This is a genomic window from Citrobacter sp. Cpo040, from assembly GCF_030332915.1.
Lineage (GTDB): Bacteria > Pseudomonadota > Gammaproteobacteria > Enterobacterales > Enterobacteriaceae > Citrobacter > Citrobacter portucalensis.
On sequence record NZ_JAOWGX010000029.1, the window covers coordinates 24,909 to 38,806 of the forward strand.

The 13,898-nt window shown below is 50.6% G+C and carries 13 protein-coding genes; 10 read left to right on the forward strand and 3 right to left on the reverse strand.

Going from position 1 to position 13,898, the window contains the following annotated elements; all coding sequences use genetic code 11:
- The first annotated feature begins 234 nt into the window (after nucleotides 1–234).
- Nucleotides 235–816, forward strand: coding sequence for a D-sedoheptulose 7-phosphate isomerase (gene lpcA / locus OGX86_RS01890; protein WP_003031390.1), 582 nt, complete (start codon nucleotides 235–237; stop codon nucleotides 814–816).
- 111 nt (nucleotides 817–927) lie between these two features.
- Nucleotides 928–1,695, forward strand: coding sequence for a class II glutamine amidotransferase (locus tag OGX86_RS01895; protein WP_003031388.1), 768 nt, complete (start codon nucleotides 928–930; stop codon nucleotides 1,693–1,695).
- Here the strand turns inward: OGX86_RS01895 and dpaA are convergent.
- Nucleotides 1,666–2,406, reverse strand: a complete 741-nt coding sequence (dpaA, locus tag OGX86_RS01900; RefSeq protein ID WP_003830823.1) for a peptidoglycan meso-diaminopimelic acid protein amidase — start codon at nucleotides 2,404–2,406, stop codon at nucleotides 1,666–1,668. The genes OGX86_RS01895 and dpaA overlap by 30 nt on opposite strands.
- A gap of 331 nt (nucleotides 2,407–2,737) precedes the next feature.
- On the opposite strand from dpaA, the gene dinB reads away from it, so the two are divergent.
- Entirely contained in the window at nucleotides 2,738–3,793 is a 1,056-nt protein-coding gene (gene dinB, locus OGX86_RS01905; RefSeq protein ID WP_048226436.1) for a DNA polymerase IV, read from the forward strand.
- Between the two features lie 151 nt (nucleotides 3,794–3,944).
- On the opposite strand, the gene pepD is transcribed toward dinB, so the two are convergent.
- Nucleotides 3,945–5,402, reverse strand: coding sequence for a cytosol nonspecific dipeptidase (gene pepD, locus OGX86_RS01910; RefSeq protein ID WP_008783788.1), 1,458 nt, complete (start codon nucleotides 5,400–5,402; stop codon nucleotides 3,945–3,947).
- Between the two features lie 261 nt (nucleotides 5,403–5,663).
- On the opposite strand from pepD, the gene gpt reads away from it, so the two are divergent.
- From gpt to crl, 3 genes are all read left to right on the forward strand, one after another.
- Nucleotides 5,664–6,122 (forward strand): xanthine phosphoribosyltransferase, encoded by a 459-nt coding sequence (gene gpt, locus OGX86_RS01915; RefSeq protein ID WP_003031380.1) that lies wholly within the window; start codon nucleotides 5,664–5,666, stop codon nucleotides 6,120–6,122.
- Nucleotides 6,123–6,222: 100 nt separating this feature from the next.
- Nucleotides 6,223–7,467, forward strand: coding sequence for an esterase FrsA (gene frsA, locus OGX86_RS01920; RefSeq protein ID WP_286639162.1), 1,245 nt, complete (start codon nucleotides 6,223–6,225; stop codon nucleotides 7,465–7,467).
- Nucleotides 7,468–7,524: 57 nt separating this feature from the next.
- Complete coding sequence (gene crl / locus OGX86_RS01925; RefSeq protein WP_008783790.1) at nucleotides 7,525–7,926, forward strand: sigma factor-binding protein Crl; 402 nt, start codon at nucleotides 7,525–7,527, stop codon at nucleotides 7,924–7,926.
- A 56-nt stretch (nucleotides 7,927–7,982) separates the two neighbouring features.
- On the opposite strand, the gene phoE is transcribed toward crl, so the two are convergent.
- On the reverse strand, nucleotides 7,983–9,038 hold the full coding sequence (phoE, locus tag OGX86_RS01930; protein ID WP_003830831.1) for a phosphoporin PhoE: 1,056 nt from the start codon (nucleotides 9,036–9,038) through the stop codon (nucleotides 7,983–7,985).
- Nucleotides 9,039–9,327: 289 nt separating this feature from the next.
- Here phoE and proB point away from each other — a divergent pair, with 289 nt between their 5' ends.
- From proB to ecpA, 4 genes are all read left to right on the forward strand, one after another.
- Nucleotides 9,328–10,431, forward strand: a complete 1,104-nt coding sequence (proB, locus tag OGX86_RS01935; protein ID WP_003031373.1) for a glutamate 5-kinase — start codon at nucleotides 9,328–9,330, stop codon at nucleotides 10,429–10,431.
- 11 nt (nucleotides 10,432–10,442) lie between these two features.
- Nucleotides 10,443–11,693: a glutamate-5-semialdehyde dehydrogenase gene (gene proA, locus OGX86_RS01940; protein WP_286639165.1), complete on the forward strand. Its 1,251-nt coding sequence runs from the start codon at nucleotides 10,443–10,445 to the stop codon at nucleotides 11,691–11,693.
- Between the two features lie 278 nt (nucleotides 11,694–11,971).
- Nucleotides 11,972–12,691, forward strand: a complete 720-nt coding sequence (locus OGX86_RS01945) for a Crp/Fnr family transcriptional regulator (protein WP_048226431.1) — start codon at nucleotides 11,972–11,974, stop codon at nucleotides 12,689–12,691.
- A 598-nt stretch (nucleotides 12,692–13,289) separates the two neighbouring features.
- On the forward strand, nucleotides 13,290–13,877 hold the full coding sequence (gene ecpA, locus OGX86_RS01950) for a common pilus major fimbrillin subunit EcpA (protein ID WP_003830835.1): 588 nt from the start codon (nucleotides 13,290–13,292) through the stop codon (nucleotides 13,875–13,877).
- The last annotated feature ends 21 nt before the right edge of the window (nucleotides 13,878–13,898 follow it).

Genomic DNA, 13,898 nt, shown 5'->3' on the forward strand with positions numbered 1-13,898 from the left:
AAAGCTCCCTTGCTTGTAGGAGGTCTGACCACTTGTGATGATATGTTTGTAGTGGATGTAAATTCTTTTAGCAATGTGTTTACAAAATAATTACAACAAAGCTCACATTGTTGCTGTTTTAACCGGCACAAAAAATCAAAAGCCGCCGCCATTCCTGTGGCTTGTACTTCTCGCTGGTAGCGCTATCCGGTACACTGCATCTTGTCATTTACATTCATGCTGAAGGATATCCTCATGTACCAGGATCTTATTCGTAACGAACTGAGCGAAGCGGCGGAAACGCTGGCTAATTTTCTTAAAGATGACGCCAATATTCACGCCATTCAGCGCGCGGCGGTCCTGTTGGCAGACAGCTTTAAAGCGGGCGGTAAGGTACTTTCTTGCGGTAACGGCGGTTCCCATTGCGACGCGATGCACTTTGCCGAAGAGCTGACCGGACGCTATCGTGAAAACCGTCCTGGTTACCCTGCTATCGCTATCTCTGACGTCAGCCATATCTCCTGCGTCAGCAACGATTTTGGTTACGATTATGTGTTCTCTCGCTACGTAGAAGCCGTGGGTCGTGAAGGTGATGTCCTGCTAGGCATCTCTACTTCGGGTAATTCCGGTAACGTAATTAAAGCGATTGCCGCAGCGCGTGAGAAAGGGATGAAAGTGATCACCCTGACCGGTAAAGATGGCGGAAAAATGGCGGGTAGCGCGGATATCGAAATTCGCGTGCCGCACTTTGGCTACGCTGACCGTATTCAGGAAATTCATATCAAAGTGATCCATATCCTGATCCAGCTGATCGAAAAAGAGATGGTTAAACCATAAGAAGACGATTGCCGGATGGTGGCTGAAGCCTTATCCGGCCTACATGAGCGCCACGTAGGCCTGATAAGCGCAGCGCCATCAGGCAGTTCACGGTTTTAAGGTAGGTGATGTATGTGCGAACTGCTCGGGATGAGCGCCAATGTGCCAACCGATATCTGCTTTAGCTTCACCGGACTGGTTCAGCGCGGCGGAGGGACCGGGCCGCACAAAGACGGCTGGGGTATTACGTTTTATGAAGGTAAGGGCTGCCGTACGTTTAAAGATCCGCAACCCAGCTTTAATTCGCCTATTGCCAAACTGGTACAAGACTACCCCATCAAATCCTGTTCCGTGATTGCCCATATTCGTCAGGCGAACCGTGGCGAAGTGGCGTTGGAAAATACCCATCCCTTTACCCGCGAATTGTGGGGACGCAACTGGACCTATGCTCATAATGGACAGCTCAGTGGCTATAAATCGCTGGAAACCGGAAATTTCCGTCCGGTCGGGGAAACCGACAGCGAAAAAGCTTTCTGCTGGCTGCTCCATAAGCTGACGGAGCGTTATCCGCGCACGCCTGGCAATATGACGGCAGTGTTTAAATACATCGCAATGCTGGCAGGAGAGCTGCGGGAGAAAGGCGTCTTCAACATGCTGTTGTCTGACGGACGCTATGTGATGGCCTTCTGTTCGACCAACCTGTTTTGGATCACGCGTCGTGCGCCGTTTGGCGTGGCGACATTGCTGGATCAGGACGTGGAAATCGATTTTAGCTCAGAGACCACACCCAATGATGTGGTCACCGTGATTGCCACTCAACCGTTAACCGGCAATGAAACCTGGCAAAAGATTATGCCAGGCGAGTGGGCATTATTTTGTCTCGGGGAGCGTGTAGTTTGATGCCAGTTGCGGCTGAACCACTTCGTGACTCAACGGCTTGCTGACGACGTAACGACCATCGACGACGGAAACGGTCGGTGGTTTACGTGTTTGTTCAAAGTAATCGTATCCCGGCTTTAACTGGGCCCAGAAATCTTTGTAATACGAGAACTTATGGCGTTGCATGTTGGCATCGGTCATGCGGAACGGGTAAATGCTAACCTGTACGCTGGACTGCCCGAACACCAGAGCACCGGTCACAAACTGGAAAATCTCATCAATGCCGTTGTCGGTCATTGCGTAGCAGCCGACGGAAACACAGGCACCGTGGATCATCAGGTACTTACCTTCATAACCGTGTGCGCGGTCGTAGGCGTTAGGGAAACCAATGTTAATCGCTTTATAGAAGCGGCTATCCGGTTTCAGCTGTCCACGCTGTACGCTGTAAAATCCTTCCGGACTTTTGAAATCACCCTGACGCTGTTTCGGCCCTAAGCCGCCGGAATAATTACAGATCTTATAACTGTCGAGCAATTGATACTGTTCGCCCATCTTGACGTACAGATCCAAGGTTCGCTCTTCTTTGAAGATCTGGATATAAACGGGGGAGCCCATTAATTGCTGCTTATATTCTTTGCTGACAGGCGTAGTCGGGCTGCTGCTGCTCAGCAAACCGGCAAATGAAACGCACGGCAATAAAAGCATCGCAAGAAAAAATGCGATTTTACGCATACTGCTTATTCCTTGATAAAACGATCACACACGCCAGGACGGCAAAAAGAATCCCCAAATCGGATAAATCTGGATCTGGAGCGCTCACATTAGCACCAAGAGAGTTTTTCGCAAGTCTCTCGTGCGGCGTTTACACTTTAGTTTTTCTTTATACGGAAAATTGCGCTTAAAGGCAGTCAGACACTGGCGTATTTTGCTGGTTACTGCGCTTCATTGGGTCTTATTCGTGCTGGATGGATAATGGGTCAGGAACGGCCCAGCATTAGGTACAACCATACTTCTCACAACATAAAAATACTGTATACTTAAACAGTGATGTGGGAGACAAACGATGCGTAAAATCATACATGTCGATATGGACTGCTTTTTCGCGGCGGTGGAAATGCGCGACAACCCCGCCCTGCGTGATATTCCCATTGCTATTGGTGGCAGTCGAGAACGTCGGGGGGTCATCAGCACGGCCAATTACCCGGCGCGCAAATTTGGCGTGCGTAGCGCAATGCCAACTGGGATGGCATTAAAGCTGTGTCCGCATCTCACTTTATTACCTGGTCGTTACGAGGCCTATAAAGAAGCCTCCCGCCAGATTCAGGCTATTTTCTCCCGCTATACCTCACTGATAGAACCACTTTCGCTGGATGAAGCCTATCTGGATGTGACCGACAGCACCCACTGCCACGGCTCAGCTACGCTGATCGCTCAGGAAATCCGCCAGACAATTTTTAACGAGTTACAGTTAACCGCCTCTGCCGGAATTGCGCCGGTAAAATTTCTGGCAAAAATAGCTTCCGATCTCAACAAACCCAATGGGCAATATGTGATTACCCCTGCCGATGTTCCTGAATTTCTCAGAACATTGCCGTTAGGCAAAATTCCCGGCGTTGGCAAAGTCTCCGCCGCTAAGCTGGAATCAATGGGATTACGTACCTGCGAAGATGTTCAAAAATACGACCTGGCAATGCTGCTCAAACGCTTCGGCAAGTTTGGTCGCGTGCTGTGGGAGCGCAGTCAGGGGATTGACGAACGGGACGTCAACAACGACAGGCTGCGTAAATCCGTCGGCGTCGAGCGTACGCTGGCGGAAGATATTCACGAGTGGTCGGAGTGTGAGGCGATAATTGAACGGCTCTATCCTGAGCTGGAACGGCGTCTGGCAAAGGTAAAGCCGGATCTGCTGATCGCTCGCCAGGGGATAAAACTCAAGTTTAATGATTTTCAGCAGACTACGCAGGAGCACGTCTGGCCGCGCTTAAATAAAGATGACTTAATTACGACAGCGCGCAAGACCTGGGACGAGCGTAGGGGAGGGCGAGGCGTCAGGCTGGTGGGATTACACGTCACGCTGCTGGATCCTCAATTGGAAAGACAGCTACTGTTGGGTCTGTGACTCAGAACAATTACCGGATGTCGGCGTAAACGCCTTATCCGGTCTACAAACCAGCGTGCAGGCCAGATGGCTGCGTAACAACTTTATCCGGCCTACAAACCAGCATGTAGGCCAGATAAACGTAGCGTCATCCGGCATTTAGCGCAGAATCTTACTTCGCCGGAATAGACTTCAGCAGTTCAGTCAGCAGCGTCCAGTAATGGCCGACGCTTTCGATATGAACCTGCTCATCCGGGGAGTGCGGACCGGTGATAGTTGGCCCGATGGAAACCATGTCCATATCTGGATACGGTTTCTTGAACAGACCACATTCCAGACCAGCGTGGATGATCTGGATATTCGGCGTTTTGTTGAACAGACGCTGATAAGTTTCACGAACCAGGTGCATAACCGGAGAGTTAGCATCCGGCTGCCAGCCTGGGTATCCGCCTTTTGCCTGGGTTTTCGCGCCAGCAAGTTTACCCAGTGAATCCAGCATGCTCACCACGTAGTCTTTACCGCTGTCGATCAGGGAACGGATCAGGCAGTGAATTTCAACGTTGTCGTCAGTCATGGTGACAACGCCGACGTTCAGAGAGGTCTCAACCACGCCTTTGGCGACGTCAGAGTTGCGGATTACGCCGTTCGGGGTGGCGTTCAGCAGACGCACAAAGCTGTCGCGAGACTGAGCGGTCAGCGCGGCTTTGTCTTGAGTTACGGCATCCAGCAGCAGAGCCAGGTTCTTCTCTTTGGCTTCCAGTTCGTTTTTCAGGATTTCCTGATAGGTGTTGACCAGCGCTTTTAACGCATCAACTTTATCTGCAGCCACGGCGAGGGTGGCAAAGGCTTCACGCGGAATCGCGTTACGCAGCGTACCGCCGTTGAAATCAACCAGACGCAGATCCAGCTCTTCAGCGTGGCCCGCCAGGAAGCGTACCAGCAGTTTGTTCGCGTTACCGAGACCCACGTGGATTTCGCCGCCGGAGTGACCGCCTTTCAGGCCTTTTAACGTCAGCTTAAAGCTCTGGAATCCGGCCGGGATTGCTTCACGGGACAGCGGCAGGTTAGAGGTAAAGTCGATACCGCCTGCGCAACCCATGTAGATCTCACCTTCTTCTTCTGAGTCGGTGTTGATCAGGATATCTGCCTGCAGCCAGTTAGCCTGCAGACCAAACGCGCCATCCATACCCGCTTCTTCGGTCATGGTCAGCAGCACTTCCAGCGGACCGTGTACCACGCTGTCATCAGCCAGAACGGCCAGCGCAGACGCCATACCGATGCCGTTATCCGCACCCAGCGTGGTGCCACGGGCTTTCACCCATTCGCCGTCAATATAAGGCTGGATAGGATCTTTAGTGAAGTCGTGCACGGTGTCGTTGTTTTTCTGAGGGACCATATCCAGGTGCGCCTGCAGAACGACCGGCTTGCGGTTTTCCATACCTGCGGTTGCGGGTTTGCGAATCAGGATATTACCGACTTGATCGCGCTCGACGTGGAAACCTTTCTCTTGGGCCCAGCTCAGAATGTGTTCAGCGAGCTGCTCTTCATGATAGGACGGATGAGGAATAGAACAGATTTTGGCAAAAATATCCCATAGCGGTTGCGGGGATAATTGAGACAGTTCAGACACGTTGAGTCTCCTTGGCGATGTCCTACAAAACTTGCTTGCAGGCCACGGGGTTAGCAGAATTAAAAACACCACAAGCCAGGCTTGCGCGATGCGATTGAGAATACCACTTTCTCCGCTGACGGCTAGCATAAAGCATGCAAAAAGAGGCGCGGATTCCGCGAAACACTGGTTTTTAGTGCGTCAGATCTCTATAATCTCGCGCAACCTATTTCCCCCTCGAACACTTTTTAAGCCGTAGATAAACAGGCTGGGACACTTCACATGAGCGAAAAATACGTCGTCACCTGGGACATGTTGCAGATCCATGCACGTAAACTGGCAAGCCGCCTGATGCCTTCTGAACAATGGAAAGGCATTATTGCCGTTAGCCGTGGTGGTCTGGTGCCGGGCGCATTGCTGGCGCGTGAATTGGGTATTCGTCATGTCGATACCGTATGCATCTCCAGCTACGATCACGACAACCAGCGCGAACTGAAAGTGCTGAAGCGTGCCGAAGGCGACGGTGAAGGTTTCATCGTAATCGATGACCTGGTTGACACCGGTGGTACCGCCGTTGCGATCCGCGAAATGTATCCTAAAGCGCATTTCGTCACTATCTTCGCTAAGCCGGCTGGTCGCCCGCTGGTGAATGATTATGTTGTTGATATCCCTCAGGATACCTGGATTGAGCAGCCGTGGGATATGGGCGTAGTGTTCGTCCCGCCGATCTCTGGTCGCTAATCTAAAAAGTTTTCAACGCCTGGCAACTGCCGGGCGTTGTTCTTTTTGTGCTGTGTCAGGTTACACTATGCCTTAGTGAGTACTCATGGAGGCTGCAATCATGTCACAGGCTAACCTCAGCGAAGTCCTGTTTAAACCCCGCTTCAAACACCCTGAAACGTCAACACTGGTTCGTCGTTTTAATCACGGCGCGCAGCCGCCCGTACAATCTGCCCTGGATGGCAAAACCATTCCGCACTGGTATCGCATGGTGAATCGCCTGATGTGGATCTGGCGCGGCGTCGACCCGCGCGAAATCCTTGAGGTGCAGGCACGTATCGTGATGAGCGAAGCCGAGCGTACAGATAAAGAACTCTACGATACGGTTATCGGCTATCGCGGTGGGAACTGGATCTATGAGTGGGCGAAGCAGGCGATGGACTGGCAACAGAAAGCGTCTATGGAAGAGGATCCGCAGGTGAGCGGACGCCACTGGCTGCATGCGTCTACGTTGTACAACATTGCCGCTTACCCACACCTGAAAGGCGATGAGCTGGCAGAGCAGGCACAGGCTTTGGCGAATCGCGCCTATGAAGAGGCCGCACAGCGATTGCCGGGCACGCTGCGTGAGATGGAGTTTCCCATCGCTGGCGGTGCGCCGATCACCGGCTTCTTACATATGCCAAAAGGTGACGGTCCGTTCCCGACGGTGCTGATGTGCGGTGGTCTCGATTCCATGCAAACGGATTACTACACCCTGTATGAGCGCTATTTTGCCCCACGGGGTATAGCCATGCTGACGCTGGATATGCCGTCGGTTGGTTTCTCGTCAAAATGGAAACTGACTCAGGATTCCAGCCTGCTGCATCAGCATGTATTAAAAGCGCTGCCTAATGTTCCCTGGGTGGATCACACCCGCGTGGCGGCCTTCGGTTTCCGCTTTGGCGCTAACGTAGCGGTACGTCTGGCGTATCTGGAATCATCGCGTCTGAAGGCGGTGGCCTGTCTGGGGCCAGTGGTTCATGCGCTGCTTAGCGACCCGCAGCGTCAGGCGAGCGTCCCGGAAATGTACCTTGATGTACTGGCTAGCCGCCTGGGGATGCATGACGCCTCCGATGAAGCGCTGCGCGTTGAGCTTAATCGCTATTCATTAAAAGTGCAGGGCCTGCTGGGGCGACGCTGCCCGACGCCAATGCTCTCGGGATTCTGGAAGAACGATCCGTTTAGCCCGGAAGAAGAGTCACGTTTAATCACATCTTCATCTTCAGACGGTAAGCTACTGGAGATCCCCTTCAACCCGGTGTATCGCAATTTTGACAAAGGGTTGCAGGAAATAACCAGTTGGATCAATCAGAGATTGTGTTAAAAGTTTGCTAAATTTTAGCGATTTGGTAAAACAGGTGCTTCACCTAAGGAGATCGTAATGACGTTACCGAGTGGGCATCCGAAAAGTAGATTGATCAAGAAATTCACCGCGCTTGGCCCGTATATCCGGGAAGGGCAGTGCGAAGATAATCGATTTTTTTTCGATTGTCTGGCTGTTTGCGTCAACGTGAAACCCGCCCCTGAGAAACGCGAGTTCTGGGGCTGGTGGATGGAACTGGAGGCGCAGGAAAAACGTTTCACGTACAGCTATCAGTTTGGTTTGTTTGATAAAGACGGTAACTGGACGGCGGTGCCGGTGAAAGAGACTGAAGTGGTAGAGCGACTGGAATACACCTTACGTGAATTCCATGAAAAATTACGTGGCTTGTTAACGACGCTGAATCTGGCGCTGGAACCTGCTGACGACTTTAAGGATGAACCGGTTAAGTTAACGGCATAATGAACAGTAAAATGCCGGATGGCGGCGCAACCCCATCCGGCATTTTTTATGCTATATCAGAACTGGTAGACCATACCGACAGCAACGATGTCATCATCGTTGATGCCCAGTTTATTATCGCTATCCAACTGGTTGATTTTATAATCAACAAACGCGGACATATTTTTGTTGAAATAATACGTTGCGCCCACGTCGATATAATTCACCAGGTCTTCATTGCCGACGCCTTCAATATCTTTCCCTTTAGAAAGCACATAACCCAGTGACGGACGCAGACCAAAGTCAAACTGGTACTGAACAACCGCTTCGAAGTTCTGTGTTTTATTGGCGAAGCCGCCGGAAATTGGCGTCATATTGCGTGTTTCAGAATAGAACGTCGCAATATAAATATCGTTAGCATCATATTTTAAGCCGGTTGCCCAGGCTTCAGCTTTATCACCCGTACCGCGAGTTTGCAGATTCTGCTGGTTGGTTCGATCGGAGTTGGTATAAGCGCCGCTCACCGCGAAATCGCTGCCGCCAAAGTCATAAGTAACAGAAGTACCAAAACCGTCGCCGTTCTGTTTTTTCACATCGCGATCCTGGTTTTTACCCTGGTATTGCAGGGTCAGATCCAGGCCATCCACGACGCCGAAGAAGTCGGTGTTACGGTAAGTTGCCAGACCGCTGGCGCGTTTGGTCATAAAGTTATCGGTCTGTGCGGAGGAGTCGCCACCAAATTCCGGGAACATATCGGTCCAGGCTTCCACGTCATACAGCGCGCCCAGGTTACGACCATAATCAAACGAGCCAAAATCTTTTAATTTCACACCGGCGAAGGCCAGACGTGTTTTTTGTTGGTTAGAGTCGCTTTCAGCTTTATTGCCGGCAAACTCTGCTTCCCAACGACCATAACCGGTTAGTTGATCGTTAATTTGCGTTTCGCCTTTAAAACCTAAACGGATATAGCTTTGGTCACCATCTTTGCTGTCATAATCCGTCATGTAATGCATGGCTTTTACTTTGCCGTACAAGTCCAGCTTATTACCATTCTTGTTATACACTTCCGCTGCCTGTACGGATGCTGATGCAACAATTCCCATCACCACTAATGCCAGAGTGCTCTTTTTCATTTTCATTCCTGATTAAAAGTACGCGCTAATATTCACTGGGTGTGATCCCCGTTAAAAGACAGGAGGGTTTTTAACGTCTGGCAATGAACGTTTTATGACAAAGTAAGAATATTTTTAAAAAAGGATGTTTTTTTGTTTCTGTAATAAATGCGTCAAAATCTGCCGCTACGCTTGCTGATCCTGCGCAATAAAATTTCATGCTTTGTGCGCTGGTTGTTGGCAACCGGGGCCAGTCCTGCTAAAACGTTCGTTTGATATCATTTTCCCCAATTTTGAATGGCAGAGAATCATGAGTGACAGCCAGACGCTGGTGGTAAAACTTGGCACCAGTGTGTTAACGGGCGGATCCCGCCGCCTGAACCGCGCCCACATCGTAGAGCTGGTTCGCCAGTGCGCGCAGCTCCATGCCGCAGGGCATCGTATTGTTATCGTTACCTCAGGCGCGATTGCCGCCGGACGTGAGCATCTTGGTTACCCGGAGCTCCCGGCAACGATAGCTTCGAAACAGCTGTTGGCGGCGGTCGGGCAGAGCCGACTGATTCAACTGTGGGAACAGCTGTTCTCGATTTACGGTATTCATATCGGGCAGATGCTGCTGACGCGTGCAGATATGGAAGACAGAGAGCGCTTCCTCAATGCCCGCGATACGCTCCGCGCGCTGCTGGATAACAACATTGTTCCTGTCATTAATGAGAATGACGCCGTAGCGACCGCTGAGATTAAAGTCGGCGATAACGACAACCTCTCCGCGCTGGCGGCAATTCTGGCCGGTGCCGATAAGCTGCTGTTGTTGACCGATCAGCAGGGGCTGTTCACCGCCGATCCACGCACTAACCCGCAGGCTGAGCTGATTAAAGACGTACACGGTATTGATGATGCGCTGCGCGCCATTGCCGGGGATAGCGTCTCGGGTCTGGGAACCGGCGGCATGGGAACAAAACTGCAGGCAGCCGATGTCGCGTGCCGCGCCGGGATCGACACCATTATTGCCGCAGGCAGCAAGCCGGGCGTAATTGGCGACGTGATGGAAGGCGTTTCCGTTGGGACGCGTTTTCATGCTCAAGCCTCTCCGCTGGAGAACCGTAAACGCTGGATCTTTGGCGCGCCGCCTGCCGGGGAGATTACCGTCGATGAGGGCGCGACCGCAGCAATTCTGGAACGCGGCAGCTCATTACTGCCAAAAGGCATTAAAAGCGTGACAGGTAACTTTTCTCGTGGTGAAGTGATCCGCATCTGCAATCTCGAAGGGCGCGATATTGCCCACGGCGTCACCCGCTATAACAGCGATGCGCTGCGCCGTATTGCCGGACATCACTCACAACAGATCGACACTATCCTGGGCTACGAATACGGTCCGGTTGCTGTCCATCGCGACGACATGATCACCCGTTAAGGAACAAGCATATGCTGGAACAAATGGGCATTGCTGCCAAAGCCGCGTCATACAAGCTGGCGCTGCTCTCCAGTCGCGAAAAAAATCGCGTACTGGAAACCATTGCTGATGAGCTGGAAGCGCAAACGGAAAGCATCCTCAGCGCGAACATACAAGATGTTGAGCAGGCGCGAGCCAACGGCCTGAGCGAAGCGATGCTCGACCGCCTGGCGCTGACGCCGGCGCGTCTGAAAGCGATTGCTGACGATGTGCGCCAGGTCTGTAATCTTGCCGACCCGGTAGGGCAGGTGATTGACGGCGGCCTGCTGGATAGCGGTCTGCGTCTGGAGCGTCGTCGCGTCCCGCTGGGCGTGATTGGCGTGATTTATGAAGCGCGTCCAAACGTCACCGTTGATGTTGCCTCACTGTGCCTGAAAACCGGCAATGCGGTGATTCTGCGCGGTGGGAAAGAGACCTACCGGACCAACGCCGCCACCGTGGCGGTTATCCAAAAGGCGCTGGAAGCCTGCGGTTTACCCGCGGCTGTCGTACAGTCAATTGATAACCCGGACCGCGCGCTGGTCGCCGAAATGCTGCGAATGGATAAGTACATCGATATGCTGATCCCTCGCGGTGGCGCGGGTCTGCATAAGCTGTGCCGTGAACAGTCGACCATCCCGGTCATCACCGGCGGTATTGGCGTATGCCATATTTATGTTGATGATACCGCGGAGATCGCCCCGGCCCTGAAGATTATCGTTAACGCTAAAACCCAGCGTCCAAGCACCTGTAACACTGTAGAAACTCTGCTGGTGCATCAGGATATTGCTGAGCGTTTCCTGCCTGCGTTAAGCCAAAAGATGGCGGATAGCGGTGTTACGCTGCACGGTGATGAAATCGTGATGCAGGTTCTGCATGGCCCTGCCAAACTGGTGCCACTAAAACCGGAAGAGCTGGATAACGAGTTTCTGTCTCTGGATCTGAACGTTGTGGTGGTCGAAAATATGGATGGTGCTATCGCCCATATTCGCGAACACGGTACCCAGCACTCGGACGCCATACTGACGCGCACGCTCAGCAACGCCAACCGTTTCGTGAATGAAGTGGACTCTTCTGCCGTGTATGTAAACGCCTCTACTCGTTTTACCGATGGCGGCCAGTTCGGACTGGGTGCGGAAGTGGCGGTGAGCACGCAAAAACTGCATGCACGTGGCCCAATGGGACTGGAAGCACTGACCACATATAAGTGGATTGGCTTCGGTGACGACACGGTTCGTGCGTAATTGAAACTGGGTGATGCAATAATAGCCATCTGATTTAAACAGCTATTAAGGCATCACCCAGTTAATTCTAACCTTCACCCCGCTGCCGCATTTTTTATCCTGCGTTTTTAACATCATCCGCACCAGTCTGGTTCTGACCTATGCATTCTCTGACGCCAGAAAGGCGGCGTATCACAGAATTTTCCCTGCCTGCATGAATTTTCCTGGTCTTCGTTTCACATATTGTTCCCATGGCCCGATCTATTAGAATCAATCTCATTTTTATGAGGAGTTGTTGCGTGAAATCGGATATTCACAAACTAAGCATTCCTGTTGTGCCGCTTGGCAACCCGTTTCCTCCCCGTCATTGTTCGCTGTGCCCAAAGGGAGCGGCGATTGATCGTGATAATCAATACAAATTAATAGACAAAAGAAGGCGGTTTAAAGCTGGGGAGATACTCGCTCGGCAGGATGAAACCGCGGATATGCTTTTTGTTATCCATGAGGGGTACTGCAAGTCCAGCGTGGAATGTGGCGATAACGTTTTTATCAGCCGCTTTTATGTTCCGGGAGATATCATGGCGCTGGATGCTGTCGAAGGGGGGAAGTACCTGACAACTATCCAGGCCGCAACGGCTGCAGAGGTTTGCCACATTGATATTGCGCGGTTGTTCAAGGTAGCAGAGAAGGAGCCTTCGGTAGCTGCCGCAGTCATCAAGTTTCTCTGCAGGGACAATGGATTCATTGTTGAAAAACTGCGGCGCTATGCGAATAAACATGCTGAGGCCAGGATCGCGGCTTTCCTGGTGGAATTTTACGAGATGCATTTACGCATCGGCAGGCCAGAAACGACGCTTCGCTTGCCATTTTCTCGGGAGGAAATTGCCAGTTATCTCGATCTTAAAATTGAAACCGTTAGCCGCTCATTAAAATCACTTGAACAGCAGAATTTGATTACCTTACATAGGGTACGTACCGTAACAATTAATAGTTATCTTGGTTTAAAACGTTTTATCTAATTTTCTATTTAACGATAATCATTATCTCTTCTGATAAGCCAGGAATATTCATTTTATATGGAAAATTCCTGGTTTTAATTTTGTCAAATAATTATCAATTAGAATGTAGTTTCTGTAGGTGAATGATTTATTTATAAGAATATTCCCGTGCAAATGGATATATCATGAGAATTTTCTTGCGGCGTTAAAAATTTAGCATAATTGCAACAAATAATAAGCATTATAGAGAAACTATGAAGGTGTTAATTATCTTTATGTTTTGTAAGGGTTTTACTCTCGTGGTATTTGTATGATCTTTTTGATATTTATCAAAAACATAAAAAAGATGAATTGTTTGATTTGTCTTATTTATTTGGGTGATAGTTCTGAGTCATGGTGTTATTTAAGTAAATTAAACTTAGGAAACTTCTTATATTATCGTTTTAGTGGGAAAATTCTTAGTCTTTTTGTAATTTTTGCGTTTCAGGGTTTGTTGAGATGTTACTTAATTCAAATGATAATTTTTGGGCGCGGCAATTATGGCTCGCAATTAATGGAACCGCTGGAGTGACTTAATAATAAGACTCGGTGGTGAGTTTGTTCTTAGGAGAAGATAAAAATGAAAAAATTATTATTAGTGACCTCTCTGGCGTCTGTATTTGTTGCGGCAAATGCAATGGCAGATGTCACTGCTTCTGCAACGGCCTCGTGGGACGCGACGGCAACAAAAGATACCACCAGCATGTTGGTCGTCACTCCGCTAAACTCTTTGACTTTCCAGTATGCGGAAGGTCTGAATGGCTTCAACTCCCAGGATGGCGCGTTTGATGTGACTATTCAGGGCCAGGAAACGGCAACTGATTTTGAACTGACCGCTCAGATTATTAGCAATACTCTGACCAACGCCAGTGGCGATGCGTCTACCCTGAACGTAGGGGTGGCATGGAATGGCACCGCGTTGACTAATTCATCAGATACTGTCCTGGTAAATTCCAGCTCGACTTCTGGTCTTGAAAGCCTGATGGCTGATGGCGCTTACAACGGTGCTGACCGCGTCAGCGATCAATCCAACTTCAAATTCACCATTGCGTCTGCGACTTCTGATGGAAGCACGCCGGTAACGGATTACTCTGCACTGCCAGACGGCTATTGGACTGGTGATGTAAAAGTACAGTTCAATGCAACCTGGACGACTCCGTCCGCCTAAGAAATAAAATTTCGGGAGGAG

Bases quoted from the DNA above. Each gene is read 5' to 3' on its own strand.
- lpcA (WP_003031390.1), top strand. From the start codon at position 235: ATGTACCAGGATCTTATTCGTAACGAACTGAGCGAAGCGGCGGAAACG.
- OGX86_RS01895 (WP_003031388.1), top strand. From the start codon at position 928: ATGTGCGAACTGCTCGGGATGAGCGCCAATGTGCCAACCGATATCTGC.
- dpaA (WP_003830823.1), bottom strand. From the start codon at position 2,406: ATGCGTAAAATCGCATTTTTTCTTGCGATGCTTTTATTGCCGTGCGTT.
- dinB (WP_048226436.1), top strand. From the start codon at position 2,738: ATGCGTAAAATCATACATGTCGATATGGACTGCTTTTTCGCGGCGGTG.
- gpt (WP_003031380.1), top strand. From the start codon at position 5,664: ATGAGCGAAAAATACGTCGTCACCTGGGACATGTTGCAGATCCATGCA.
- frsA (WP_286639162.1), top strand. From the start codon at position 6,223: ATGTCACAGGCTAACCTCAGCGAAGTCCTGTTTAAACCCCGCTTCAAA.
- crl (WP_008783790.1), top strand. From the start codon at position 7,525: ATGACGTTACCGAGTGGGCATCCGAAAAGTAGATTGATCAAGAAATTC.
- phoE (WP_003830831.1), bottom strand. From the start codon at position 9,038: ATGAAAAAGAGCACTCTGGCATTAGTGGTGATGGGAATTGTTGCATCA.
- proB (WP_003031373.1), top strand. From the start codon at position 9,328: ATGAGTGACAGCCAGACGCTGGTGGTAAAACTTGGCACCAGTGTGTTA.
- proA (WP_286639165.1), top strand. From the start codon at position 10,443: ATGCTGGAACAAATGGGCATTGCTGCCAAAGCCGCGTCATACAAGCTG.
- ecpA (WP_003830835.1), top strand. From the start codon at position 13,290: ATGAAAAAATTATTATTAGTGACCTCTCTGGCGTCTGTATTTGTTGCG.